Source organism: Leucobacter chromiireducens subsp. chromiireducens (assembly GCF_016758255.1).
In the GTDB taxonomy this organism is placed as follows: Bacteria; Actinomycetota; Actinomycetes; order Actinomycetales; family Microbacteriaceae; genus Leucobacter; species Leucobacter chromiireducens.
The window spans coordinates 618,933-642,269 of record NZ_QYAD01000001.1; the positions used below are offsets into that span (position 1 = coordinate 618,933).

The following is a 23,337-nucleotide window of genomic DNA, read 5'->3' on the forward strand; positions in this document are numbered from 1 at the left end:
GCCGAGCTAGGAGCTGGACGAGCTGCTGGAGGAGCCCGATCCTGATCCGCTTGCCCGCGAGTCGGTGCGGTAGAAACCCGAGCCGTTGAACGTCACGCCGAGCGAGGAGCCGAAGACCTTGCGCAGCGCGCCGCCGCACTCGGGGCACTCGGTGAGCGCATCATCCGAGAACGACTGGTAGATGTCGAATGCGTGGCCGCAGTCGGCACACCGGTAAGCGTAGGTAGGCACAATCAGTCAGCCTACCCCGTCTTGGCTGCGAAACGGCGGACCCCAGCCGGAGTGACCACGCCCGTGACTGGGATGTCGTGGGCATCGCGGGGGAGCGCGGCCACGAGATCCGCGTCGTGCACCACCGCGTAGACGGGCGGGCGCTGATCCAACGCTGCCAGACACCGGTCGTAGTAGCCGAGGCCCCAGCCGAGGCGCGTGCCCGCCCGGTCGACCGCGCACGCGGGGATGAGCAAGAGGTCTGCGCTGCCGGCGGCGGTCGCGAGAAGCCTCGGCCCCACGGGCTCGCGGATGCCGTGACGCCCGGGCACCGGATCGCCCTGCCCCGCGAGCACCCACGCGAGGGTGTGGTCGGGAAGCGAGACCGGCAACAGCACTTCGATGCCCTGCTCGGTGGCCCACTGCAGAAACAGCTCGGGATCGGGTTCGCCCGCAGTCGCGAGGTAGCACGTCACCCGGCGTGCCTGTGCGGCCTCGACGAGCGCGATGAGGTGCGCGGAGATTTCGGCTGCCGCGGTGCTTCGATCTGATGGGGATCGCGTAGCCCGGCTCGCGCGCACCGCCGCGCGCACCCGCCGCTTTGCGCGCGCTCGCGCAGAAACCGGTGTGGCACCCACGGAACTGTCCATAGCGAAACCATACCTTTCCTGCGGAATCGCTGGCGGCCCAACTTTGTTCGCGCCTCTGCCGACATTAGGCTGGCCTGCATGACTGAAACGCAGCGCGCCGTCACGAAGGCCGTCGTCCCCGCCGCGGGGCTCGGTACCCGATTCCTTCCGGCGACGAAGGCGATGCCCAAGGAGATGCTCCCGATCGTCGATAAGCCGGCGATCCAGTACGTCGTCGAAGAGGCGGCATCTGCTGGCCTCGGCGACGTACTCATCATCACGGGCCGGAACAAGGACAACCTGGTCAACCACTTTGACAGCGTTCCTGAGCTTGAGTACTCGCTTGAGCGCAAGGGCGACGAGGGCAAGCTCGGCAAGGTACACGAGTCGAGCGAGCTCGCCGAGGTGTACTTCCTGCGCCAGGGCCAGCCGCTCGGCCTCGGCCACGCGGTGGGCCGCGCGCGCGGCCACGTCGGCGACGAGTCGTTCGCGGTGCTGCTCGGTGACGACCTCATCGATGCGCGCGATCCGCTGCTCGACCGCATGATCGCTGAGCATGACAGCCGCGAGGCGACCGTCATCGCGCTCATGGAGGTGCCGCAGGAGTCGATCCACCTCTATGGCTGCGCTGCCGTTGAGGCGACCGACGATCCCGATGTAGTGCGCGTCACCGGCCTCGTGGAGAAGCCTGCCGCTTCAGAGGCGCCCTCGAATCTCGCTGTGATCGGCCGCTACGTGCTGCGCCCGGAGATCTTCGACATCCTCGACGAGCTCCCCCCGGGGCGCGGCGGCGAGATCCAGCTCACAGACGCGCTGAACCAGCTCGCCGAGGGCAAGGGTGAGGCACCGGTTTATGGTGTGATCTTCCGCGGTCGTCGCTACGACACGGGCGACCGTGCCGACTGGATCAAGGCAAACGTGCTGCTCGGTGTCGACCACGATGAGCTCGGCGGGGAGATCTCCGACTGGGTGATTGACTTCGCTGAGCAGCTGCGCGCGCGTCGCGAGGGCTAAGAACCCGTGCCGCTCGGCCAGGCGATTCCAGACCCGGGGCTGCTCAGCGTCGGGCGCGTGGGGTTGCGTGTCGTCCGAGCGGCCGACGCCGCCACGCTGCAGCGGCTCCTGCGCGAGAATCGCGAGTGGCTGCAGCCGTGGGAGGCGACGCACCCGAGCGGGCGCAGCATTGTGCCCGGTTCCGTGCCGATGCGCCCCACAATTCGTCTGCAGCGCCGGCAGCTGCGGGCGGGCAGCGGCGTACCGTTCGTCGTGCTGTACGACGGTGCGGTCGTCGGGCAGCTGAGTATCTCCGAGCTGAGCGGTGGTGCGCTGCAGTCCTCCCAGATCGGGTACTGGGTGTCGCAGCACGTCGCCGGTCGGGGTATCACTCCTGCCGCGGTTGCCCTCGCGATGGACTACATCTTTGGTGAGCTCGGGCTGCACCGCGTGGAGATCTGCATCCGACCGGAGAACTCCGCGTCGCTCCGCGTCGTGCAGAAGCTGGGGCTGCGGTACGAGGGTCGACGTCAGGACTACATCCACATCGACGGCGCCTGGCGCGACCACGAGTGCTTCGTGACGACCCGCGACGAGGGGCCAATGCTCGCCCGCCTGTCGTGGCCGCAGCACTGAGTTCGTACCTGAGTACCGTTCGTGTGGTGAACTCTCCGCGCCGCGGCGCGCCGGGACGCGCCGAACCGGGCGGCACCGTACAGTAATGCACATGACTGGCGGCGTGCTCGGAGGCGGAGTGATCTTCGTGATCGCTGCGCTGCTCTGGGCCGCCGTGCTCGTGCCCGCGTGGGCCCGCCGCCGCGAGTTCCGCGCCGCCGAGCGGAATGCTTTGCGGCTGCAGCGCACCCTTCGCATCCTCGCGGAGACGAGTGAGGTGCCGCAGGAGGTGCGGCTCGAGGCCACCGCACGCGAGGCCCTGGCGCACGAGAAGCTGCTCCGCACGGCTCAGCGTCAGCAGGAGGCCGAGCGCGAGGCAGAGCTCGCCGAGGCGCGCGCAGCGTCCGTGCGGGCGGAGATTCGCGCGCAGCAGATGCAGCGCCGGCAGGCCGCGGCTCAGCGTGCGGCAATGCTGCGCCGCCCGGCCGCTCGCCGCGTGCGTGCGATCGCCGCGCTTGGTGCCCTGATGGGCTTCCTCGGCGCGCTCGTGGGTATCGGCCTGCTCATCGCGGGAAGCGGCCCCGCGCTACTCGTGTGCGCGCTGCTTGTTGCACTGGCCTCGTTGGGCGCGCTTGTGCTGCTCGCCCCGGGGCGCGTGCGCGTCGAGCCGATCGCTGCGGAGCACGTGCCTGGTGAGGTCGCGCCCGCGCCCGTGGTTGAGGCGGAACCGGTCGCGACGGGTGAGACGGACGCGGCCGCCGAGGCGCACGCCGCCGCACAGCGCGCTGCGGCCGAACGCATCACCCGTGCTCGCGCGCTTGCCCGTGCACGCGCTGAGCGCCCGGCTGCTCAGGTGAACCAGACCGACTCGATCCTGCTCCGTGAGGTGCGCGAGCAGGTGGCCCGCGAGCACGCGCAGCGCCAGCCGCCCGCCCGCCCGGCAGCTCAGGCTCCCGCGGCTCAGGCTCCTGCGGCTCAGGCCCCTGCGGCTCAGGCCCCTGCTCAGGCCTCCCCGCAGCCCTCCGCGGGCCGGCCCCAGTCGTCTGCCGCGACAGCTCAGCAGCAGGCCGCTCAGAGCCGCCTGCGCGGTATGGGCGTCGTGGGCGACACGAGCGAGGGGATGCCCGATCTCGACGCGGTGCTCCGCCGTCGCCGCAACGCGGGCTGACCCGCACGACACGCTTCGCACGCCTGCTGGGCGATTTTACGTGCGCACCCCGCGCCTGCTAAACTCGATCGCTGTAAGGGTCTGTGGCGCAGTTGGTAGCGCGTCTCGTTCGCAATGAGAAGGTCAGGGGTTCGATTCCCCTCAGATCCACCACAGGAGGCCTCGCGTTTGCGGGGCCTCCTTCGGTTTTCAGGGCCCGGTGAACGAGGGTGCCCCGTGCGGCGATTACACTGTGAAAGTGGCCCCCGCACTCTGGATCTCCCTGCTCACCGCGACGATCGTGATCAGCCTGACCCCTGGGGCCGGCGCGATCAACACGATGTCGAATGCGCTCACCGTTGGGTGGCGTCGCTCGGTGTGGGGTGTGATCGGCCAGCAGCTCGCGCTCCTCGTGCACATCCTCATCGTTGCCGCTGGCGTCGGGGTACTCGTCGCGAGCACGCCCGCCCTACTCACTGGCATCCGCTGGGCCGGTGCCGCGTACCTCGTGTACCTCGGTGTGCGTCTGATCGTCGCGAAACCCGAGCCCGAGGAAGACCCTGAGCGCACCGTCAACACCGGCCGCTGGGAACTGCTGCGCCGTGGATTCTGGGTGAACCTGCTCAACCCGAAGGCGGTCGTCTTCTTCCTGGCGTTCATTCCGCAGTTCATTCGGGCAGACCAGCCGCTGCTGCCGCAGTACCTCGTGCTCATCGCCACGGTGATGGGCGTCGACGTTGTGGTGATGTGGGGCTTCTTCGCGGGTGCCGCGAAGCCGTTCCGCCGCTATGCGTCGACCCCACGCGGGCAGCGTACGCTCAACACCGTGTTCGGCTCGCTCTTCATCGCGGTGGCCGGCCTGCTCCTCTTCGTCCACTGATCGCCGCAGCATGGACGTCTTCCCGCAGCTGAGCGTGGACCGGGGGATCCCGATCCCGATCGCAGAGCAGCTCACCGCGCGCATTCGGGAGGCCGTGCTGGCGGGGAGCATCGCGCCCGGGGAAGCGCTCCCTGCAAGCCGTGCCCTTGCGAGCGCGATCGGGGTGTCCCGCACCGTCGTCGTGTCGGCCTACGAACAGCTCGTGGGCGAGGGATTTCTCGAGAGCCGGCAGGGAGCGGGAACCCGCGTGGTGCCCGAGCTGCCCCGCTGGGGTGAATGGGAACGCCGTGGGGCCGATCCCGAGCAGGGGAGTGTTTCGAACGGGCCAGCGAGCTCGGGATCGATCGATCTGCGCCCCGGCCGACCCCACGTTGCGGCAGCGCCCCCGCGAGAATTCGTGCGCGCGATGCAGGAGGCGGCGCGGCAGCCGTGGCACTCTGACGCACCGGACTCGAGCGGGATCCCCGCGCTGCGTGACGCCCTTGCAGCACACACGCGTCGATCGCGCGGGATCGCCTGCGCCGCGGCGGACGTCAGCGTGACGAGCGGCACCTCGGAGGCCTTGCTGCTGCTCGCGCTCGCGCTGCGTGCCGTGCACGGCCGTGCGCCGCGCATCGCGGTGGAGGATCCGGGATACGCGGAGGGCATCCGCGCGTTCGAGCGCGCTGGGGCGGAGATTGTGCGCGTGCCGGTCGGCGCCGACGGGGCAACCGCCCACGACCTCCGGGCGCTGAGCGCCGGGCAGCCCCTCGACGCGGTGCTCCTCACACCGAGCCACCAGTTTCCCCTCGGCGGGCGCATCCCAGCGGCAGAGCGGCTCGGCATTCTCGAGTGGGCGCGTGCAAGCGAGACGCTGATCATCGAGGACGACTACGACAGTGAGTTTCGGCACGCGGGCGCGCTGCTGCCCGCGCTCGGATCGCTCGCCCCGGGCGTCGCGACGATCACCACGCTGAACAAAGTGCTCTCGCCGTCCATCCGCTGCGCGGCGATCGTGCTCGTGGCAGAGAGCGCGGCGAGCGTCGCGTTGCAGACGGAGCTGCGTGCCGTGCGCGAAGATGTTGGGCCGCCGCTTCCCCTGATCCAGCAGAGCGGGCTCGCCACATTCCTCGAGAGCGGCGGATTTCGGCGTGAGCTCGCGCGCACGCGTCGCGAGTACGGGCACCGACGCGGGCTGCTGCTCGAGCGGCTGAGCGAGCTCGGGATCCCGGTGAGCGGCGCCGACGGCGGGCTCCACGTCGTCGTACCGCTCGAAGACCAGGACGGCGACGCGGTGGTGCAGGAACTTGCCGCGCAGGGTGTGCTCGTCGATCGTGTGGGCAACTACCGTGCGCGCCTCACGAAGACGCAGCAGGACGCGCTCATCATCGGCTACGGTGCTGAGCCCGCGACCCGGCTGCTGCGCGGCATTGACGTCGTCGCGGCAGCACTCGCCGCACACAACAGTGCCCCGCGCCGCTGAGCGACACGGGGCACCATCACGCAGTAGGCCCCGCCGGGCTCGAACCGGCGACCCGCGGATTAAAAGTCCGATGCTCTACCAACTGAGCTAGAGGCCCCTACTCGTTCTAATCTATCGTGTTTTTCCGTGCGCCCGATCCACGCGCGGCGCGGCCGCGCGGCGTAGACTCGCCAGGTCCGATGCTGGCCCGCGCGAGCGGGCGATCCGAATCAAGGAGATGCGTGAGCCGAGAACACCTGCGACCCGTGCTGCAACCGAGCATGTCGTTCGACTGGATCATCGGTTCGGACGAGGCCGGCGCAGCGCACCGGCTCGCGCAGGAAACCTCGTGGGCATTGCTCGACCGTGTGCGCCGCGGCACCGATCCCGCCGTGGTCGACCGTGTCGTGGGGCTTGCCTCCGGTGAGGGCCTGCACGACATCGCAGAACTCTGGGCCGGGCAGAGCGCGCACTCGCTCGCCGGGGTGCTCTGGCGGCTCTACCTGCTGCGTCGGGTGGTTGACGCTGATCCCGAGGCGGCCGCCGACCTGTTTCGACGCGGCTCTGAGGTGTCCGTGACCATCGACCCGATCGTGGCTGGCGCGCAGGAGCCGGTCACGCCGCTGTCGATCGTTGCGCTGTGCGACACGATCCTCCGCGGTGCGTTCGTGGGCGACCTCGGGGCGGCACTCGAGCGCGCGGCGAGCTACTGCCGCGTCATGGCGCTCGGCGCGGCCGACCTTGCCGACGCGCGGGACGCGCACGACGATGCGCACGCGGGCGAGCTCACCACGCGCGCGCTGCGCTACTCGACCCTCAGCCAGGAGCTGCACGCTGGCGCGCGCCGCTGGCGAGACGGAACGCTCGCGTGACCGGGCCGCCGTGCGGGCCGCGAATCGCGCGGGCCACACACCCCTGCCGCTCCGAAAGGGCCTGAGGTACACTAGTGTCGCCGGGCCGCAGTAACCCCGGGCTCCAATTTTTGCCGCTTCGAGCGGCCTTCCGCCGAGAGGCGTTTCTGCGGTTCGGTTTCTTTCTGCCCGGGGGCAGATTCCCGGTCGGGCCGAGCTCGGCAACCCGGCGCTAGCCGACGTGCACCCACGGGCGATGCCGCGGATCTGGTGCAGCCTCGCGCAGCACCTCGCGCGTCATCGGGGCGACCTCGCCGTCACCGAAGAAGAGGAAACGGGCGAGCTGGGCGAAGGGGTTCCCCTCGGTCCAGCGGAAGTAGATGTGCGGCGTGCAGCCGATCGCGTCCTGCAGATGGAGCGCCACCGCCGCGATCGCATTGGGCACCGAGCTGGATTCCACCGCGAATACGCGGATGCCGTGCCTCTCGATGCCGCGCACGAGCAGCTCACCCTCGAAGTCCGAGCTGTCGGTCACGGTCACTTCGATGAAGAGCGGGGCGGCGTCATTCAGGCCGTGCGCAATGCGTGCGTGCGCGAGCTTCTCGGCGTAGCGCTCTGGGCTGAGATCGTTTGGCTCGTGCGCAATCAAGTGCACCGTCTGTCCGGCGGCAATAAAGCTGGCAGCCGTGGGATCAAGATGCACCGCGGTGGCGCGCAACTCAGTCGAGCGCGCGACGCGTGAGACGAGGCTCACCACGAGAATGCCGAGGATAAAGCACCCCGCAATCTTGATGCCGTCGGGGCGCTCGATGATGTTGGCAACGGTCGTGTACGCAAACACGAGGCTGATGATGCCGAAGCCAACAGTGGCGCCGCGTTGGCCGCGAGCTCGGGCCGCGAGCGTCACCGCGATTGCGGCCGAGGAGATCAGCACGAGGACGCCCGTGGCGTACGCGCCGCCCTGCGCATCGACGCTCGCCTGGAAGATCCACGTGATGAGGAACGCGATCGCAGTGAACACGAAGACGAGCGGTCGGGTGGCGCGGGCCCACACAGGCGCCATGCCGTAGTGCGGCAGGTAGCGCGGCACGAGGTTCAGCAGCCCCGCCAACGCGGATGCGCCGGCGAACCACAGAATGGCGATCGTCACGAGGTCGTAGGCAGTGCCGAAACCCTCGCCGAGCAACTGATGCGCGAGGTACGCGAGCGCGCGGCCGTTTGCCGCCCCGCCCGGTTGAAACTCAGCGGCGGGGATGAGCGCAACCGTGGTGATCGACGAGGTGATGAGGAAGCCGCTCATGATGAGAGCGGACGTGGTGAGGAGCCGGCGTGCGCCGCGGATCCGGCCGGTGGGCTGCTCCTCGGTGTCGCTCGCGTCCCCGCGAATCTGAGGCATCACCGCGACCCCGGTCTCGAACCCGGACAGGCCGAGCGCGAGCTTAGGGAAGACGACGAGTGCGATCCCAATCACAAAGATGGGGTTGCCGTGCTGCGTGGTGAGCACGCTCCACCAGTCGCCGAGCGGGGCCGGGTGCGCGATGAGCTGTGCGCCGGCGACCGCGATGACCACGAGGTTTGCCGCGAGGAAGAGCCCCACAAGCGCGGTTGCAACGCGGATCGCCTCACGGAAGCCACGCAGAAAGACGATGCCCAGTCCGCCGAGCAGCGCGAGCGTGATGACAACTTCCTGCCCGCGCAGCGCCTCCGGGGCAAACGGGTTTTCCACGAGGTGCGCCGTGGCGTCGGCGGCGGAGAGCGTCATGGTGATCATGAAGTCGGTCGCGGCGAAGCCGAGCAACACCAGCACGGCGAGCTTGCCGCCCCAGCGGGGGAGCAGTCGGGCAAGCATGGCGATCGAGCCGGTGCCGTGCGGGCTCTCCTGGGCGACTCTGCGGTAGACGGGCAGCGCTCCGGCGACCGTGACAAGCACGAGCACGATCGTGGCAATCGGAGCGATGGCGCCCGCGGCAAGGGCGGCGATGGCGGGCTGATAGCCGAGCGTGGAGAAGTAGTCGACCCCCGTGAGGCACATGACGCGGAACCAGTGCGCCCGGCGATGCGCGCGTGGACGGCCGTGAGGGCCGGTGTGCTCGCCCGGGGCCTCGGCGGTCTCGGCGAGCAACCACGTGCGGAGGCCTCGGGGCCGGCGCCGCCCGGGCAGATCCTGCGGCGCGGTCTCGAGAGATGACCTGTTCGCACTAGTGTTCACGACGTAACAGTACGTCCGCGGCGGCAGGGGTGTCTACCGCCGCGGACGCTGAGCGTGGCGCGGTACACACCCCCACGCACAAACACGCGATCGGGGTCACTCTGGCAGGGTGTCGCCGCGCTGAGATGCGCGACACCGTGCCGGAGTGACCCCGATCGGGAAGGGGAGGCGGGGAGGGGCTTAGCCGAAGCGGCCCGACACGTAGTCCTCCGTGGCCTGCACCGACGGCGTCGAGAAGATCGTCGACGTGTCGTCGTACTCGATGAGCTTGCCCGGCTTGCCGGTGCCCGCGATGTTGAAGAATGCGGTGCGGTCGGAGACGCGGGAGGCCTGCTGCATGTTGTGCGTCACGATCACGATCGTGTACTCCTGCTTCAGCTGGTCGATGAGATCCTCGATGGCCAGCGTCGAGATCGGATCGAGTGCCGAGCAGGGCTCATCCATGAGGAGCACCTCGGGGGACACCGCGATCGCGCGGGCGATGCACAGACGCTGCTGCTGGCCGCCGGACAGACCGGAACCCGGCTTGTCGAGGCGATCCTTCACCTCGTTCCAGAGGTTCGCCCCGGTGAGCGACTTCTCGACGAGATCCTCAGCGTCGCTCCTCGACATCTTCCGGTTGTTGAGACGCACGCCGGCGAGCACGTTCTCACGAATCGACATCGTGGGGAACGGGTTGGGGCGCTGGAACACCATGCCCACCTGGCGACGCACGAGCACAGGATCGACGCCCGCGCCGTACAGGTCCTCGCCGTCGAGCAGCACCTCACCCTCGACGCGCGCGCCGGGGATCGCCTCGTGCATGCGGTTCAGGGTGCGGAGGAAGGTCGACTTACCGCAGCCCGACGGGCCGATGAAGGCGGTGACGCTGCGGGGCTCGATGTTCATCGTGACCCCCTCGACCGCGAGGAACTTCGAGTAGTAGACGTTGAGGTCCGAGACCTCGATGCGCTTCGACATTCGGTGTGCTTTCCTTTGGCTGCGGAATCTGGGTGCCGCGTTAGCGGCCGAACTTGGGCGAGAACCACTTCGCGATGAGGCGTGCGAAGAGGTTGAGTGCCATGACGATGAGGATCAGGAGGAGCGCTGCGGCCCAGGCGCGCTCGAAGAACGCGTAGGCCGGGTTGCCCTGGTTCGCGAACTGCGTGTACACGTACACGGGCAGCGACTGCATGCGATCCGAGAAGAGGTTGTAGTTCATCGACGCGGTGAAGCCCGCAGTGATGAGCAGCGGTGCGGTCTCGCCGATCACGCGGGCGATCGCGAGCATGACACCCGTCGTGATGCCGGCGATGGAGGTGGGCAACACGATCTTGAGGATCGTGCGCCACTTCGGCACGCCGAGCGCGTAGGAGGCCTCGCGGAGCTCGTTCGGGACGAGGCGGAGCATCTCCTCGCTCGAGCGGACGACGACCGGGATCATCAGGACCGAGAGGGCGACCGCGCCGACGATACCCATTCGCACGCCGGGCCCGAAGAACACCGCGAACAGGGCGAACGCGAAGAGGCCGGCCACGATCGAGGGAATACCCGTCATCACGTCGACGAGGAAGGTGATGATCTTCGCGAGGCGGCCGCGGCCGTACTCGACGAGGTAGATCGAAGTCATGAGGCCGAGCGGCACCGAGATGATCGTCGCGGCGAGTGTGATGAGCAGCGTGCCGATCATCGCGTGGAGTGCGCCGCCGCCCTCGCCGGTGACGTTGCGCATCGAGCTGGTGAAGAACTCCGCGTCGAAACGCGCTACACCGTTCGAGACGACCGTGATGCCGACCGAGATGAGCGGCACCATCGCGAGGAGGAAGGCGCCGGTCACGAGGCCCGTGACGAAGCGGTCAACCGCCTGGCGGCCGCCCTCGACCGTGGCCGAGAGGATCGTAATGACCGCGAGGTAGGCGAGGGCACCGATGAGCACTGCGCCAACGAGGGAGAACTCGGAGCCGCTTGCCGCGGCGAGCAGCGCAAAGAGCGCGAAGGAACCGACGAGGCTCGCGCCAAGCACGATCCACGGGGTGCTGCGCGGCAGACGATTGCCCGCAAGGGCTGATCCCGCATGGACGGGGCGGACGGTGAGTGCCACGGGTGCGCTCCTCTTTTCTTTCCGTTCGGTCTGCTGCAGCATTAGTTGGCGGCGTTGAACTCTGCCCGGCGGCTGATGATCCAGCGTGCGAGCGCGTTCACCAGGAAGGTGACGATGAACAGGATGAGGCCGGTCGCGATGAGCACGTTGATGTTCTCGCCGTAGGCCTCAGGGAAGGCGAGCGCGATGTTCGCCGCGATCGTGGACGGGTTCTCGGAAGTGAGCAGCTTGAAGCTCACTATGCCGGTCGCGGAGAGCACCATGGCGACGGCCATGGTCTCGCCGAGCGCGCGGCCGAGGCCGAGCATGGCTGCCGAGATGATGCCGGGGCGGCCGAACGGCAGCACAGCGAGCCGGATCATCTCCCAGCGCGTGGCGCCGAGTGCGAGCGCGGCCTCCTTGTGGAGCACGGGAGCCTGCAGGAAGATCTCGCGGCAGATCGCGGTCATGATCGGGAGGATCATCACGGCAAGTACGAGGGCCGCGGTGAGGATGGTGCGGCCGGTGCCGGTGACGACGCCGCCGAAGAGCGGGATCCAGCCGAGGTTGTCGTTCAGCCAGGCGTAGACGGGCTGCGCCGCGGGGGCGAGCACGCCGATGCCCCACAAGCCGAACACAACGCTCGGAACGGCGGCGAGGAGATCGACGACGTAGCCGAGCAGCTGCGCGAGCTGGCGGGGCGCGTAGTGCGAGATGAACAGGGCGATGCCGATGGCGAGCGGCAGCGCCACGGCGAGAGCGAGGGCGGCTGCCCACACGGTGCCGAAGACCAGGGGGCCAACGTAGGCCCAGAAGTTGCTGCTGAGGAGCGACGCAGTCTCGTTGGTCGCGACGAAGGCGGGGAGGCTGCGAACGATCAGGAAGATCGCGACGGCTGCGAGCGTCACGAGGATCATGCTGCCCGCGAAGAGCGCGGACCGCGAGAAGACGCGATCGCCGAGGCTCAGCACCGGCTTGGAAGGGGCGGAAGCGGTGGTCACTCGGGCTCCTGGTTCGTGACGGGTGTTCGTGGGGTGAAGCACGGCGAGTGGGGTGCGGCCGAAGCCGCACCCCACTCAGAGCGATTAGCTGATCGCGTCGATGGCGGGCTTGATCTTGGTGCGCAGATCCGCCGAGATCGGGGCGCTGCCCGCGGCGTCAGCCGCGACCTTCTGACCCTCTTCGCTGACGATGTAGCTGAAGTACTCCTTGACGAGCTCCGCGTTGGCGGAATCGGCGTACTGCTCGCAGCCCACGAGGTAGCTGACGAGAACGATCGGGTAGACGCCGGCCTCGGTGGAGGTGCGGTCGAGCTTGATCGCGAGATCGTGGTCGGTGCGACCCTCCTCGAGCGGCGACGCGTCAACGATTGCTGCGGCGGCCTCGGGGGTGTATGCGACGTACTCCTCGCCGACCTTGATCTCGACGGTGCCGAGCTCGCCGGCGCGCGATGCGTCTGCGTAGCCGATGGTGCCGACGCCGTTGGTGACGGCCTCAACGACGCCCGAGGTGCCCTGTGCACCCTCGCCGCCGAACTCGGTGGGCCAGGACTCGATCGAGCCAACGGTCCAGTCGCTCGGTGCCGCAGCCGCGAGGTAGTCGGTGAAGTTGCCGGTGGTGCCCGACTCGTCCGAGCGGTGCACGGCGGTGATGTTCTGGTCGGGGAGCGAGACGCCCTCGTTCTGCGAGGCGATCGCGGGGTCGTTCCACTTGGTGATCTTGCCCGAGAAGATCTTCGCCACGGTCGCGGCGTCGAGCTTCAGCGAGTCCACGCCCTCAACGTTGAAGATGAGCGCGATGGGGGAGATGTACGCGGGGAACTCGACGATGCCGGTGTCGGGTGCGCAGGTCTGGAACGGGCCAGCCGTGATCTCCTCGGCCTTGAACGCGCGATCCGAGCCGGCGAAGGCGCTTGCGCCCTGCTGGAAGGTCTCGCGGCCAGCGCCCGAGCCCGTGGGGTCGTAGTTCACGGTGACGTCAGCGTGGGTGGTCTGGAAACCGGCGACCCATGCCTCCTGGGCCGAGCCCTGCGAGGAGGCGCCCGCACCGACGAGCTCGCCAGCGAGCGAGGAGTTGGTGTTGCCGCCGTCTGCCGGAGCGGTCGAGCCCGACTCGTTTGCGGCGCAGGAGGTCAGCGTGAGCGCGGCGAGTCCGCCGATGGCCGCGACCTTGGTCAGTGCTGAGAGCTTCACGTGCGTGTGATCCAATCTGAAAGCGGATGTTGGAGGTGGCCTCGTTCGGCCACACCCCCACGCTAAGCGGGCAGTGTGAAGCGCGGTCTGCCAGCGGGTGAACAACGGGTGAACGAGTGGGAGCGGCTGTGCGACGGCGGTACCGGGCGGCGACCCCGCGCGGTCACCCTGAGTTCAGTTCCCGGCCCCCGTGTGGGGTTCGTTCGCGCTCGGTTCGCCGCCCGGCTCGCCGCGACATCGCGGCGTCTCAGTGCTTGAGCGGATACGTCTCGACGGCCAAGATCCCCGCACCGGGTCGGGACCGCGAGAAGTGGAACACGGAGAACCCGCCGGGAGGCAGCGCGGTCGCCGCAGAGAGGTACTCGCCGGGCACGCTGCCCGTCGCGAGCACGAGTTCGCGGGCGAGGTCGGGCAGCACCGGCCGATGGCTGCACACCACGGTGTTCTTGCCGCGCGTAATGATCTTGCCCATGAGGCGGCGCGTGTCCGCGAGATCGCCCGCGTCCCAAAAGTCCTGGCTCAGCGCCTCCGACACGCGCACGCGCTTGTCGAGGTACGCGGCGAGCGGCGCGACCGTGTCGAGACAGCGCCTGGCACTCGATGAGCGGATGCGCTTCGGCCCGAAGGACGCGAGGATCGGCACGAGGGTGCGCGCCTGCTTCTCGCCGACCGCGGTGAGTGCGCGCAGGTGATCGACGGGGGCATCCTCGCCGCGCGGCTCTGCCTTGGCATGCCGCAGGAGCGTCACCGAGAAGGTGTCGAGCAGCCCGTGCTCTGCCAGCCGGAGGAACACATCGTAGAGCTCGCGGTCAGCCTTGTACGAGAGCCGGGCACGCGCCGCATTCGCGGGCACCCACTCGAGCGCCTGCACCTCGTTGTTCGGCGTGAACGTGGAGGCGAGTGCGGCATCACCCGTCACCTCGGCGGCCCAGTACTGCACGGTTTTTTGACGATTGCCGCTCAGCTCGTAGTGGATCGTGCCGAGGTTGACCCCGAGTGATACGCGGAGGCCGGTCTCCTCCTCGGTCTCGCGGACCGCCGCCTCGGGCATGCTCTCTCCGGGATCGAGCTTGCCCTTCGGGAACGACACATCGCGCTGCTTGGTGCGGTGAATGAGCAGCACGTGCAGCTGCTCCCCACGCGGCGTCGGAACGCGACGCCAGCACACCGTGCCGGCGGCAAGAATTTCGGTGCTCACCGCGTTCTCCGTGCCCTCGCCTCAGTTCGGTCGATCATCACGAGGTCCTGGAGATCGGGCAGCAGTTCGCCCTCCTCGCTGATCACGCGACGCTGCCAGGTGCCATCGGGCAGCATGCGCCACGACGACACATCGTCACTGAACGCGAACGAGAAGAACCGGTCGATCCGCTCCAGGTGCTCGCGGTCCGAGATGCTGACGAGCACCTCGATGCGGCGGTCGAGGTTGCGGTGCATAAGGTCTGCGCTGCCGATGAACACGTCGCGTTCCCCGGAATTCTCAAACGCGTAAATGCGCGAGTGCTCGAGGTAGCGCCCAAGCACTGAGCGGACCTGGATGTTTTCGGAGAGGCCGGGCACGCCCGCGCGGATCGAGCAGATGCCGCGCACCCACACCTCGATCGGCACACCAGCCTGGCTGGCGCGGTAGAGGGCGTCGATGATGGCTTCGTCGACCATCGAGTTGGCCTTCAGCTTGATGCCGCTCGGCAGACCAGCGCGTGCGTTCGCGGCCTCGCGCTCGATTCGCTCGAGCAGGCCGTGACGCAGCTGCAGCGGGGCCACGAGCAGGCGGTTGTAGTCGGTCTCGATCGCGTAGCCGGAGAGCACGTTGAATAGCTTCGTCACGTCGCGGCCCACCTCGGGCGAGGACGTGAACAGGCCGAAGTCTTCGTAGATGCGGCTCGTCTTCGGGTTGTAGTTGCCCGTGCCGATGTGGCAGTAGTGGGCGAGCTTGCCGCCCTCCTCGCGAATTACCTGCACGAGCTTGCAGTGCGTCTTGAGCCCCACGAGCCCGTACACGACGTGCACGCCGGCCTGCTCCAGCTTGCGGGCCCACGTGATGTTGGCCTCCTCGTCAAAGCGCGCCTTCACCTCGACGAGCGCGAGCACCTGCTTACCCGCCTCAGCGGCCTTAATGAGCGCCGCAACGATCGGGCTGTCGCCCGAGGTGCGATACAGCGTTTGCTTGATGGCAAGCACATCGGGATCGGTGGCCGCCTGCTCGAGGAACGCTTGCACACTGGTGGCAAACGACTCGTACGGGTGGTGCACGAGCACCTCGCGGCGGGCGATCGCGGCGAACGTGTCCGGCCGCTCGCTCGGCGAGTTCGTGCGGAACTTCGGGTGCGTCACGGGGATGTGCGGTTTGAACTTCAGGTCCGGGCGGGGCAGCCCGGTGAGCGCGAACAGGCCCGACAGGTCAAGCGGCGCCGGGAGCGTGTACACCTGCTCCTCATCGATGTCGAACTCGCGAACGAGCAGCTCGAGCGTCGCGGGATCCATGTCGTCCGAGATTTCCAGCCGAATGGGCGGGCCGAATCGGCGGCGCAGCAGCTCCTTCTCGAGCGCCTGGATGAGGTTCTCGGTCTCGTCCTCTTCGATCTCCATGTCCTCGTTGCGCGTCACGCGGAAGACGTGGTGGTCGATGACCTCCATGCCGGGGAAGAGTCCGTCGAGCTGGTTGGCGATGAGCGCCTCGAGCGGGATGTACCGAATATCCTCGGCGTCCTCGCGGCGATCAACCCGCACGTACCGCGGGATCATCTGCGGCACTTTGAGACGCGCAAACTCGATCTTGTCGGTGCGGGTGTTGCGCACACGGATCGACAAGTTGAGCGCGCGCCCGGAAATGTAGGGGAACGGGTGCGCCGGGTCGACCGCAAGCGGCATGAGCACGGGATAGATCCGCTGTTCGTAGTACTCGGTGAGCACCACGCGGTCGGCGTCGTCGAGCTGTTCCCAGTCGACGATCTTGATGCCGGCCTCGGCGAGCGCCGGCTGCACCTGCTCACGGAAGCAGTTCGCGTGCCGCACCTGCAGTTCGTACGCGGTGCGGTTGATGTCTGCGAGCACATCGGTGGGCGCCCGGCCCACATTGGTGGGCACCGCGAGCCCGGTGATGATGCGACGCTTGAGCCCCGCGACGCGCACCATGAAGAACTCGTCGAGGTTCGACGCGAAGATCGCGAGGAAGTTTGCCCGCTCGAGCAGCGGCACGGTGGGATCCTCGGCGAGCTCGAGCACGCGCTGGTTGAACGCCAGCCAGCTCAGCTCGCGGTCGATGTACCGATCCGCGGGAAGTGGTGCGAGACCGGTGGCGACTTCAGGCGTCTCTTCGCTCATGCACCCATTCTGGCATCCGCGGCGCCCTGACCGCCCGCTTCCCACTGGCGACTGCGTGAATCAATGGTGAACCCGGCAGTTTCGTAGAGGCGAACGGCGCGCTCGTTGTCGCCATCGACGTACAGGGTGACGCTGCGCGGTGCGTGCTGCGCCATGCGCGCGAGCGTCACGTCGAGCAGCAGGCGCCCGAGCCTGCGCCCGGCATTCTCGGGGTGCACCGCGAGCGCGTAGAGTTCGGTGTCGACCGCACCGGTGGCCGCGTCTCGCACGGTCTTCAGCCACGTCGAGCCGATCACGTCGCCGTGTGCATCGGAGAGCAGGATGAGGTCTGCCGGATCGAACCACGGCTCCTCGCGCAGCAGCGCAAGGTCCGCCTCGGTCATGCGCCCCTGTTCAGGGTGCGTGGCGAAGGCGGCCGCATTGACGCGCACCCAGTCGGCCGCGTCGTTCGCTCCCTCGCCAAAGGTGTGGAGTGCGAGCCCGCCGGGCGCGAGCTGCAGCGGATCCTGCCCATCGCTCGGCAGCAGATTGGGATCGAGCCCCATGCGGTACAGCGAACGGATGGGCGCGAATCCTGCCCGTTCGAGGAGCGCGGTGGCTGCGGGGTTCTCGCCGTGCGCCCAGGCGCGCAGCGGACCGGAGCCGAGCTGATGCTGGGCGAGCAGCGCGACGAGGGCGGCCCGACCGACCCCGCGCCCGCGCGCCGCGGGGTGCACGACCAGATCCACCTCGCCCTCACCGATGATGCCGAGCGCGATCGGCTCGGCGCTGGGCGCCGCGGCATCACCGAAGAACAGGAGAGTGCGCTGGCCGCGCGTCACCGCGAGCATCGCCTGATCCGAGATCGGCGGCGTGCCGTCAGCGGCCTCGGCGCTCGCGGTCAGCGTCCGGGCGGCAACGAGCGCCTCGGCGGTGGGGGCCGTGTCGGCGCCGAACGTGAGATCAGTGAGCTGCACCATCGGTGTCCTCCTCGTCTTCCGCGAGCCGGGCGCGCGCGAATCCATAGCCGACGCCACGAACGGTGCTGATGAGACCCTCGTGGTCGCCGAGCTTTGCCCGGAGCCGGCGCACGTGCACGTCGACCGTGCGCGTGCCGCCAAAGTAGTCCGTGCCCCACACCTCGCTGAGCAGCTGCTCGCGGGTGAACACGCGGCCAGGGTGGCCGGCAAGGAAGTGGAGCAGCTCGAACTCCTTGTAGGTGAGATCGAGCGGTCGGCCGAACAGGCGGGCCGTGAAATTTGATTCGTCAATGACAACGCCCGCGGCCTGGACCGCGGGCGGGGGATTCTGCGTGGCTGACTGCTGCTCGAGCAGACGCAGGCGAAGTTCGATCTCCGCCGGGCTCGCGGTCGGCAGGAGCAGCTCGGACACCCCCCACTCACTCGTCAGCGCGGTGAGTGCGACCTCGGGCAGGATCACCACGCGCGGCGTGGCCACCCCCGAGGCGAGGCTCAGGCATGCGCTCCGTGCGCGGCGGGCATCCAGGGTGCCGTCAATGAGGATCGCGTCGTAGCGTGCGGCAAGCGTCTCGGGAATGTGCAGCGCGAGCGGCGAGGTGCGCAGCTCGTGCGGCAGGAGGTCGAGGCCGGGGAGTGACTCACCCGGATCCCGGTCCGTGAGGCAGAGCAGCTCCATGCGCGGGGCTCCCTTCCTCGGTCCAATGAACGACCCCATTCTACGGGGGCTTTCGTTTCCGCTCCGTTTCGCGCAGGTCACACGCCCAAGACAGGAAGCTCCGGATCAGGCAGCCCTTTCCGGCGGGGTGTGGAAGAATGTGGCCGTGACTGAGTCCCAGACTGAAGAGCCACGCGAGATGCCCGACGTGCACTCGTGGCACGTGCCGCGCCTGCTCACCGCGTGGGCGGTCGCGGCCATCATCGGCACGCTCGTCACGATTCTGGTGCCCAATGAGGATCGCTTCGCGTGGTTGGTCTTCGCGATCGGCGCGAGCACGCTCGTCACCTTTGGCCTCCAACTGGGTACTGCCCAGCGCGAGGGATTCATCACCCGGGTGGCGTTCAGCGTTGCCGGCTCTGTGCTGGTGATCGGCGTGATCGACGTGATCGGTCTGCTCGTCGACTAGCCGTCTGGTGCGAGCTGCGCGGTGCGCACGGTTCGGCTAGACTAGCCTCATGCTGCTTGCGCTCGAACTCTTTTTTCTCGGCCTCCTGGGCCTCGCATCCCTGGCGATCGCGTGGGTCTCGGGCACTGTCATCTACAAGCTTTTCAAGGGGCAGCGCTAGTCGCCTGCCTCACGCGCTCGGAGGAGTGGTGATTCGATGACTGCCTTCCGTGAGCTTCCGGGGGCAGTCGTTGTCCGCGATCTCGGCGTGCCCGCTCACTACGGTGAGCCGCTCGCTGAGCAGCGTGCCCTCGCGGAGGGACGTGCGCTCGTCGACCTCTCGCACCGCGGTGTGATCATCGTTGAGGGCGCCGACCGTCTGAGCTGGCTGCACTCGATGACGAGCCAGCAGCTCGCTGGCCTGCGCCCGGGGATCAGCACGGAAACGATGCTGCTCGACCCCAACGGACGCATTGAGCGAGCCATTCGTCTGGTTGACGATGGGGAGCGCGCCTGGCTGCTCGTCGACGAGGGATCCGCAGAGCCGCTCACTGAGTTCTTGACCCGGATGCGCTTCGCGCTGCGTGTGAGTGTGCGAGACGCGTCCGACGAGTTCGCTGCCGTGCTCGCGTTCGCGGGCCCGGCGACCGAGCTGTTGCGTGCGGCGAGCCCCGCTGCGATCTGGGAGGATCCGTGGCGCGGGGTGCTTCCCGGCGGTGTGCAGTATGCGAAGACCGAAGCGCACGCGGGAGCCGAGTGGAGCGCGACACAGTTCATCTTCCCGCGCGCTGAGCTTGCCGGCCTGGCTGCACGTGTCGCCGCGGGCGAGACGCAGGCTGCGGGGCTACTCGCGCTCGACGCCCTGGAGGTGCGTGCGTGGCGCCCAGCGCAGCACGCCGATGTCGATGAGCGCGCGATCCCGCACGAGCTTGATTGGCTGCGCACCGCCGTGCACCTCACGAAGGGGTGCTACCGCGGGCAGGAAACTATTGCGAAGGTCCACAACCTGGGGCACCCGCCGCGACGCCTAGTGCTGCTGCACCTGGACGGCTCCGGCGGATCGCTTCCCGAGGCGGGCGCACTCGTGTTCCGCGCGGGGGAGGCACAGACGCCCGATGCGCGTCCGGTCGGCCGAGTGACCCGCGCGGCGCTGCACTATGAGTGGGGCGGCATCGCGCTCGCACTGCTCAAGCGCTCGGTGCCGGAGGACGCGGCGCTCGAGGTGCGCGGCGGGGAGAACGGTGGGGACGCGAAGGTTCCCGTCTCCGAGGTGGCCGAGGTGATTGCTGCGGCGCAGGAGGTCATCGTGCCAGCTGACGCTGGGGCGGCCCGAGAGATCCCGCGCCTGAAGCGGCTCTAGTCTTTCGTTTCGGGGGTCATGCGCTCACGAGCATCGGCAAGCGACCGGATAGGCTAGAGGTATGACGAACACGCTGATCTTGCTGCGCCACGGGCAGAGCGAGTGGAACCAGAAGAACCTCTTCACTGGCTGGGTCGACGTCCGGCTCACCGAGCAGGGACGCGGCGAGGCTGCCCGCGCCGGCGAGCAGCTCGCAGCTGCCGGTCTCCTGCCCGACGTGCTGCACACCTCGGTGTTGAGCCGTGCGATTCAGACGTCGAACCTCGCGCTCGACACTGCAGATCGACTGTGGATCCCCGTGAAGCGCTCCTGGCGTCTCAACGAGCGCCACTACGGTGCGCTGCAGGGCCTCGACAAGGCGGAGACCCTTGAGAAGTACGGCGAGGAGCAGTTCATGGAGTGGCGCCGCTCCTTCGATACCCCGCCGCCCGCGCTGGATGATGCGAGCGAGTGGTCGCAGTCGCGCGACCCCCGCTACGCAGGCATCGACGGTGTGCGCCCGCAGACCGAATGCCTGAAGGACGTCATTGAGCGCCTCGTCCCGTACTGGGAGGGCGAGATCCTGCCCGACCTGAACGCGGGCCAGACCGTGCTCGTCACCGCACACGGCAACTCGCTGCGCGCACTCGTGAAGCACCTCGAGGGCATCTCGGATGCGGATATCGCATCGCTGAACATCCCGACCGGCATGCCGCTCGTGTACGACATCAACGAGGACGGCACCCCCGCGGGCGCCGGTCGCTACCTTGACCCCGAGGCCGCCGCTGCCGGCGCCGCTGCGGTCGCTGCGCAGGGCAAGCACTAGCTCAGCGCGGCGGGTTCCCCGCCAGTTCCCACGGCCCCGTTGCGCCTCGCGTTCAGCGGGGCCGTGGCGTTTCCGGGGCGAGCGGAGCCCGCACAACCGTGCGGAGATACAGCAGTGCCCGCACCGGTTTCACGTCATCCCGGTGCGGGCAATGGTGCAGCATTGCAGCTGGCTCAAATTCACGCGGGAACGCAGCGAACCGGATGGCTCGCTGCGCGCACGAATGCGAGGAGCGCCTCAGCCTGGCGCCACGACGTTAATCGTCGTCGTTATCCTCATCTGCGTTGTACTTGTCCGCGTACTCGGCCCAGGGGTCTTCGCCCGAATGCTTCTCGGATTCAGATGCGAGCTCTCGCTCAAGCGCCGAGTAGTTCGTATCGGGGCTGAAATACTTCAGCTCCCGTGCGACCTTGGTGTGCTTTGCCTTCTGACGGCCGCGCCCCATGCGTGACCCCCTTACACATTCGGGCCTCGCGGAATATGCGCCGCGAGGCAAGTACCAATTTAAATAGACGTATGGAGCAGATTCTAGCATGACCACCGTGCGCTGAGATCGCTGGCCGTTACGATAAAGCCATGACCTCTTCTCGCCCGCGCCCGTTGCGGATCGTGCTGATCGTGCTTTTCGTGGTGGCGCTCCTCGTGCTCGCCGGAGTTCTTGCCGTGCTGATCCCGATCCTCACGCACCAGAGCGCGGGCGGATCCGGCCAGGAACTGCCGCAAGACTACGTTTCCTCAGTGGAGGCGAAGGGGGCCGATGGTCGCACTCGCGAGCTGTCGGCGAAGACCGCAGACGGCGCGGACGCGGAGCTCGAAAATATCGCCCCGGGCGAGTCGCTCGTTGTCACCGGCTCCGGCTTTGATTCCGGCATCGGCATATACCTGGCAATCTGTGCGATCCCGGCCACCCCGGATGAGAAGCCGGGCCCCTGCCTGGGCGGCATCCCCGAGGGTGCCGAGACTGGCGAGGCGAACGCAGAGACCGGGCTGTCGAGCGCGTGGATTACGAGCGACTGGGCGTGGCGTGCATTCGCGACGCAGAGCTACGACGACAACGCGAGCGGCTCGTTCACTGCGACGCTGACGGTGCCCCCGCCCACGGTCGATGGCCTGGACTGCCGGGTCTCGCGCTGCGCGATCACCACGCGCGCCGACCACACCGCGGCGAAGGATCGCGTGCAGGACATGATGCTCCCGGTCGCGTTCCGTACCGAGTAGCCGCGAACGAACGGGGGACCACGGGCGGCGATCCTACGCTCGCACGAGCTACCCCACGAGTGGCGCGATGACTAGCGTCGCGATCGCGAAGATGGTGAGGCCCGCAAGCGAACCCACCACGGTGCCGTTGATGCGGATGAACTGCAGGTCCTTGCCGACCTGAAGTTCGATCTTCTCGGCGGCTTCGCGGGCGTCCCAGCGCTGCACGGTTTCCGAGATGACGCCCGCCAGGTCGTGCCGGTAGTTGCGCACCAGGTGCTCGACCACACCCATCACCCAGACGTCGATCTTGTACTGAAGCGTGGCGTCGGCGACGAGTCTGCGGCCGAAGTCCTGGGCCGCCCGCACCATACGCACGCGCAGATCGCTCTTCGGATCTTCGAGCATGGCGACGAGCGCCGCGCGGGCGGTGTCCCAGGTGCTCGCAGCAAGCGCTCGCACGCGCGGGCTGTCGAAGACCTCTCGCTTGAAGCTCTCGAGCTGCTGCTGCAGGTGCTCCTGCTCCTGCAGGTCGCGGGCCAGATCACCGAGAAACTTTGTGACCGCGATCCGGAAGGGGTGGTTCGGCTCGGTGGCAACTTTCTGGGCAAAGCGCACGGCCTCCGAGTGCAGCCGGTTGTCAACGAACTTCTCGACGACGCTCGGCATCCACGAGGGCAGGCGTGAGGAGATCACACGGTCGAAGGCCTCAGGGTGGCCGACGAGCCACTCCTCCATGCGCTCCGCCGCGATATCGAGCAGTGCCTCGTGGTGGCCCCCCGTCACGAAGGAGTCGGCGGCCCGGCCGAGCAGTGGACCCCACTCGGGGTCGACCACGTGCTTGCGCACGAGCACCTCGATGAAGTCCTGCACATCGTTGTCATTCAGTACAGTCATCGCGCCGAGCCCCGCGCTCGCTACCATGCCCGCGGCGCGCTCGGCATTCGCGCGCTCGGAGAGCCACACGCCTGCCGTACGAGCCCCGCTGATCTCGGCGAGCTTCGCGTGCACCACCTCGTCGGCGAGGAAGTTCTCCTCGACGAAGGAGCCGAGGCCCTCGCCAATCTCATCCTTCTTGTTTGAAATGAGGTTGGTGTGCGGGATCTTGATGCCGAGCGGATGGCGGAAGAGCGCGGTGACGGCGAACCAGTCCGCGAGCGCGCCGACCATGCCGCCCTCGCTCGCCGCGCGAACGTAGCCGAGCCAGGGGTATCGCTCCTGGAGCACGAAGGATACGACGAACACGACCGCCATGCCGATCAGCAGCCCCACCGCAATGCGTTGCATACGGCGGAGGTCGCGCAGGCGCTGGAAATCGTCGGGGGTCACAGCGCCCAGGGTGCGTCGGCTTTGAGACAGCGGCATA

At 68.2% G+C, this 23,337-nt stretch carries 23 protein-coding genes and 2 tRNA genes; 11 read left to right on the forward strand and 14 right to left on the reverse strand.

The genetic code is table 11. The features are described 5' to 3' along the window. Positions 1–6 precede the first annotated feature (6 nt). Positions 7–231, reverse strand: coding sequence for an FmdB family zinc ribbon protein (locus D3226_RS02820; protein ID WP_202380885.1), 225 nt, complete (start codon positions 229–231; stop codon positions 7–9). A gap of 11 nt (positions 232–242) precedes the next feature. Further along, positions 243–860, reverse strand: coding sequence for a 5-formyltetrahydrofolate cyclo-ligase (locus D3226_RS02825; RefSeq protein ID WP_202380886.1), 618 nt, complete (start codon positions 858–860; stop codon positions 243–245). 78 nt (positions 861–938) lie between these two features. On the opposite strand from D3226_RS02825, the gene D3226_RS02830 reads away from it, so the two are divergent. From D3226_RS02830 to pdxR, 6 genes are all read left to right on the forward strand, one after another. After that, on the forward strand, positions 939–1,853 hold the full coding sequence (locus tag D3226_RS02830; RefSeq protein ID WP_202380887.1) for a UTP--glucose-1-phosphate uridylyltransferase: 915 nt from the start codon (positions 939–941) through the stop codon (positions 1,851–1,853). A gap of 6 nt (positions 1,854–1,859) precedes the next feature. Next, complete coding sequence (locus tag D3226_RS02835; protein ID WP_202380888.1) at positions 1,860–2,468, forward strand: GNAT family N-acetyltransferase; 609 nt, start codon at positions 1,860–1,862, stop codon at positions 2,466–2,468. A 91-nt stretch (positions 2,469–2,559) separates the two neighbouring features. Next, the gene (locus tag D3226_RS02840) at positions 2,560–3,615 is read left to right on the forward strand and encodes a hypothetical protein (RefSeq protein WP_202380889.1); all 1,056 of its coding nucleotides are present in this window, start codon (positions 2,560–2,562) and stop codon (positions 3,613–3,615) included. A 77-nt stretch (positions 3,616–3,692) separates the two neighbouring features. Then, positions 3,693–3,768: transfer RNA gene (locus tag D3226_RS02845), tRNA-Ala, on the forward strand. A gap of 85 nt (positions 3,769–3,853) precedes the next feature. Continuing rightward, positions 3,854–4,474, forward strand: coding sequence for a LysE family transporter (locus D3226_RS02850; RefSeq protein ID WP_202380890.1), 621 nt, complete (start codon positions 3,854–3,856; stop codon positions 4,472–4,474). A gap of 10 nt (positions 4,475–4,484) precedes the next feature. Further along, a complete protein-coding gene (gene pdxR, locus D3226_RS02855; protein ID WP_202380891.1) occupies positions 4,485–5,936 on the forward strand; it encodes a MocR-like pyridoxine biosynthesis transcription factor PdxR in 1,452 nt (483 codons plus the stop codon). A gap of 24 nt (positions 5,937–5,960) precedes the next feature. Here the strand turns inward: pdxR and D3226_RS02860 are convergent. Next, positions 5,961–6,033, reverse strand: a tRNA-Lys gene (locus D3226_RS02860). A gap of 124 nt (positions 6,034–6,157) precedes the next feature. Between D3226_RS02860 and D3226_RS02865 the strand changes: the two genes are divergently transcribed. Next, a complete protein-coding gene (locus tag D3226_RS02865; RefSeq protein WP_202380892.1) occupies positions 6,158–6,787 on the forward strand; it encodes a hypothetical protein in 630 nt (209 codons plus the stop codon). Between the two features lie 211 nt (positions 6,788–6,998). Here the strand turns inward: D3226_RS02865 and D3226_RS02870 are convergent, their stop codons facing one another. The 9 genes from D3226_RS02870 to D3226_RS02910 form a co-directional block, all read right to left on the reverse strand. After that, entirely contained in the window at positions 6,999–8,798 is a 1,800-nt protein-coding gene (locus D3226_RS02870) for an APC family permease (RefSeq protein WP_202381508.1), read from the reverse strand. Between the two features lie 357 nt (positions 8,799–9,155). Then, positions 9,156–9,935 carry a phosphate ABC transporter ATP-binding protein PstB gene (gene pstB, locus D3226_RS02875; protein WP_202380893.1) on the reverse strand — a complete coding sequence of 260 codons (780 nt, stop codon included), beginning with the start codon at positions 9,933–9,935 and terminating at the stop codon, positions 9,156–9,158. Positions 9,936–9,975: 40 nt separating this feature from the next. Beyond that, on the reverse strand, positions 9,976–11,097 hold the full coding sequence (gene pstA, locus D3226_RS02880) for a phosphate ABC transporter permease PstA (RefSeq protein ID WP_202380894.1): 1,122 nt from the start codon (positions 11,095–11,097) through the stop codon (positions 9,976–9,978). Next, a complete protein-coding gene (gene pstC / locus D3226_RS02885; RefSeq protein ID WP_202380895.1) occupies positions 11,097–12,035 on the reverse strand; it encodes a phosphate ABC transporter permease subunit PstC in 939 nt (312 codons plus the stop codon). The genes pstA and pstC overlap by 1 nt, the downstream gene beginning before the upstream one ends. An 84-nt stretch (positions 12,036–12,119) precedes the next feature. Next, on the reverse strand, positions 12,120–13,226 hold the full coding sequence (pstS, locus tag D3226_RS02890) for a phosphate ABC transporter substrate-binding protein PstS (protein ID WP_202380896.1): 1,107 nt from the start codon (positions 13,224–13,226) through the stop codon (positions 12,120–12,122). Between the two features lie 247 nt (positions 13,227–13,473). Next, positions 13,474–14,424: an NUDIX domain-containing protein gene (locus D3226_RS14850; RefSeq protein WP_202380897.1), complete on the reverse strand. Its 951-nt coding sequence runs from the start codon at positions 14,422–14,424 to the stop codon at positions 13,474–13,476. Further along, positions 14,421–16,547, reverse strand: coding sequence for an RNA degradosome polyphosphate kinase (locus tag D3226_RS02900; protein ID WP_202380898.1), 2,127 nt, complete (start codon positions 16,545–16,547; stop codon positions 14,421–14,423). Before D3226_RS02900 ends, D3226_RS14850 begins: the two co-directional genes overlap by 4 nt. Then, positions 16,544–17,506: a mycothiol synthase gene (mshD, locus tag D3226_RS02905; protein WP_202380899.1), complete on the reverse strand. Its 963-nt coding sequence runs from the start codon at positions 17,504–17,506 to the stop codon at positions 16,544–16,546. The genes D3226_RS02900 and mshD overlap by 4 nt, the downstream gene beginning before the upstream one ends. After that, on the reverse strand, positions 17,490–18,182 hold the full coding sequence (locus D3226_RS02910) for a winged helix-turn-helix transcriptional regulator (RefSeq protein WP_202380900.1): 693 nt from the start codon (positions 18,180–18,182) through the stop codon (positions 17,490–17,492). The genes mshD and D3226_RS02910 overlap by 17 nt, the downstream gene beginning before the upstream one ends. Before the next feature lie 145 nt (positions 18,183–18,327). On the opposite strand from D3226_RS02910, the gene D3226_RS02915 reads away from it, so the two are divergent. From D3226_RS02915 to D3226_RS02925, 3 genes are all read left to right on the forward strand, one after another. Continuing rightward, a complete protein-coding gene (locus tag D3226_RS02915; RefSeq protein ID WP_337248881.1) occupies positions 18,328–18,630 on the forward strand; it encodes a hypothetical protein in 303 nt (100 codons plus the stop codon). A 196-nt stretch (positions 18,631–18,826) separates the two neighbouring features. After that, positions 18,827–19,969, forward strand: a complete 1,143-nt coding sequence (ygfZ, locus tag D3226_RS02920; RefSeq protein WP_202380901.1) for a CAF17-like 4Fe-4S cluster assembly/insertion protein YgfZ — start codon at positions 18,827–18,829, stop codon at positions 19,967–19,969. Between the two features lie 61 nt (positions 19,970–20,030). Further along, on the forward strand, positions 20,031–20,774 hold the full coding sequence (locus D3226_RS02925; RefSeq protein WP_202380902.1) for a phosphoglyceromutase: 744 nt from the start codon (positions 20,031–20,033) through the stop codon (positions 20,772–20,774). A 256-nt stretch (positions 20,775–21,030) separates the two neighbouring features. Here the strand turns inward: D3226_RS02925 and D3226_RS02930 are convergent, their stop codons facing one another. Continuing rightward, positions 21,031–21,219, reverse strand: coding sequence for a DUF3073 domain-containing protein (locus D3226_RS02930; protein WP_202380903.1), 189 nt, complete (start codon positions 21,217–21,219; stop codon positions 21,031–21,033). A 131-nt stretch (positions 21,220–21,350) separates the two neighbouring features. On the opposite strand from D3226_RS02930, the gene D3226_RS02935 reads away from it, so the two are divergent. Further along, positions 21,351–21,992, forward strand: coding sequence for a hypothetical protein (locus tag D3226_RS02935; RefSeq protein ID WP_202380904.1), 642 nt, complete (start codon positions 21,351–21,353; stop codon positions 21,990–21,992). 48 nt (positions 21,993–22,040) lie between these two features. Here the strand turns inward: D3226_RS02935 and D3226_RS02940 are convergent, their stop codons facing one another. After that, positions 22,041–23,300 carry a DUF445 domain-containing protein gene (locus D3226_RS02940; protein WP_337248882.1) on the reverse strand — a complete coding sequence of 420 codons (1,260 nt, stop codon included), beginning with the start codon at positions 23,298–23,300 and terminating at the stop codon, positions 22,041–22,043. Positions 23,301–23,337 lie beyond the last annotated feature (37 nt).

Bases quoted from the DNA above. Each gene is read 5' to 3' on its own strand.
- D3226_RS02840 (WP_202380889.1), top strand. From the start codon at position 2,560: ATGACTGGCGGCGTGCTCGGAGGCGGAGTGATCTTCGTGATCGCTGCG.
- pstA (WP_202380894.1), bottom strand. From the start codon at position 11,097: ATGCTGCAGCAGACCGAACGGAAAGAAAAGAGGAGCGCACCCGTGGCA.
- D3226_RS02830 (WP_202380887.1), top strand. From the start codon at position 939: ATGACTGAAACGCAGCGCGCCGTCACGAAGGCCGTCGTCCCCGCCGCG.
- D3226_RS02870 (WP_202381508.1), bottom strand. From the start codon at position 8,798: ATGTGCCTCACGGGGGTCGACTACTTCTCCACGCTCGGCTATCAGCCC.
- ygfZ (WP_202380901.1), top strand. From the start codon at position 18,827: ATGACTGCCTTCCGTGAGCTTCCGGGGGCAGTCGTTGTCCGCGATCTC.
- mshD (WP_202380899.1), bottom strand. From the start codon at position 17,506: ATGGTGCAGCTCACTGATCTCACGTTCGGCGCCGACACGGCCCCCACC.
- D3226_RS02825 (WP_202380886.1), bottom strand. From the start codon at position 860: ATGGACAGTTCCGTGGGTGCCACACCGGTTTCTGCGCGAGCGCGCGCA.
- D3226_RS02925 (WP_202380902.1), top strand. From the start codon at position 20,031: ATGACGAACACGCTGATCTTGCTGCGCCACGGGCAGAGCGAGTGGAAC.
- D3226_RS02930 (WP_202380903.1), bottom strand. From the start codon at position 21,219: ATGGGGCGCGGCCGTCAGAAGGCAAAGCACACCAAGGTCGCACGGGAG.
- pdxR (WP_202380891.1), top strand. From the start codon at position 4,485: ATGGACGTCTTCCCGCAGCTGAGCGTGGACCGGGGGATCCCGATCCCG.
- D3226_RS02900 (WP_202380898.1), bottom strand. From the start codon at position 16,547: ATGAGCGAAGAGACGCCTGAAGTCGCCACCGGTCTCGCACCACTTCCC.
- pstB (WP_202380893.1), bottom strand. From the start codon at position 9,935: ATGTCGAAGCGCATCGAGGTCTCGGACCTCAACGTCTACTACTCGAAG.
- D3226_RS02935 (WP_202380904.1), top strand. From the start codon at position 21,351: ATGACCTCTTCTCGCCCGCGCCCGTTGCGGATCGTGCTGATCGTGCTT.
- D3226_RS02910 (WP_202380900.1), bottom strand. From the start codon at position 18,182: ATGGAGCTGCTCTGCCTCACGGACCGGGATCCGGGTGAGTCACTCCCC.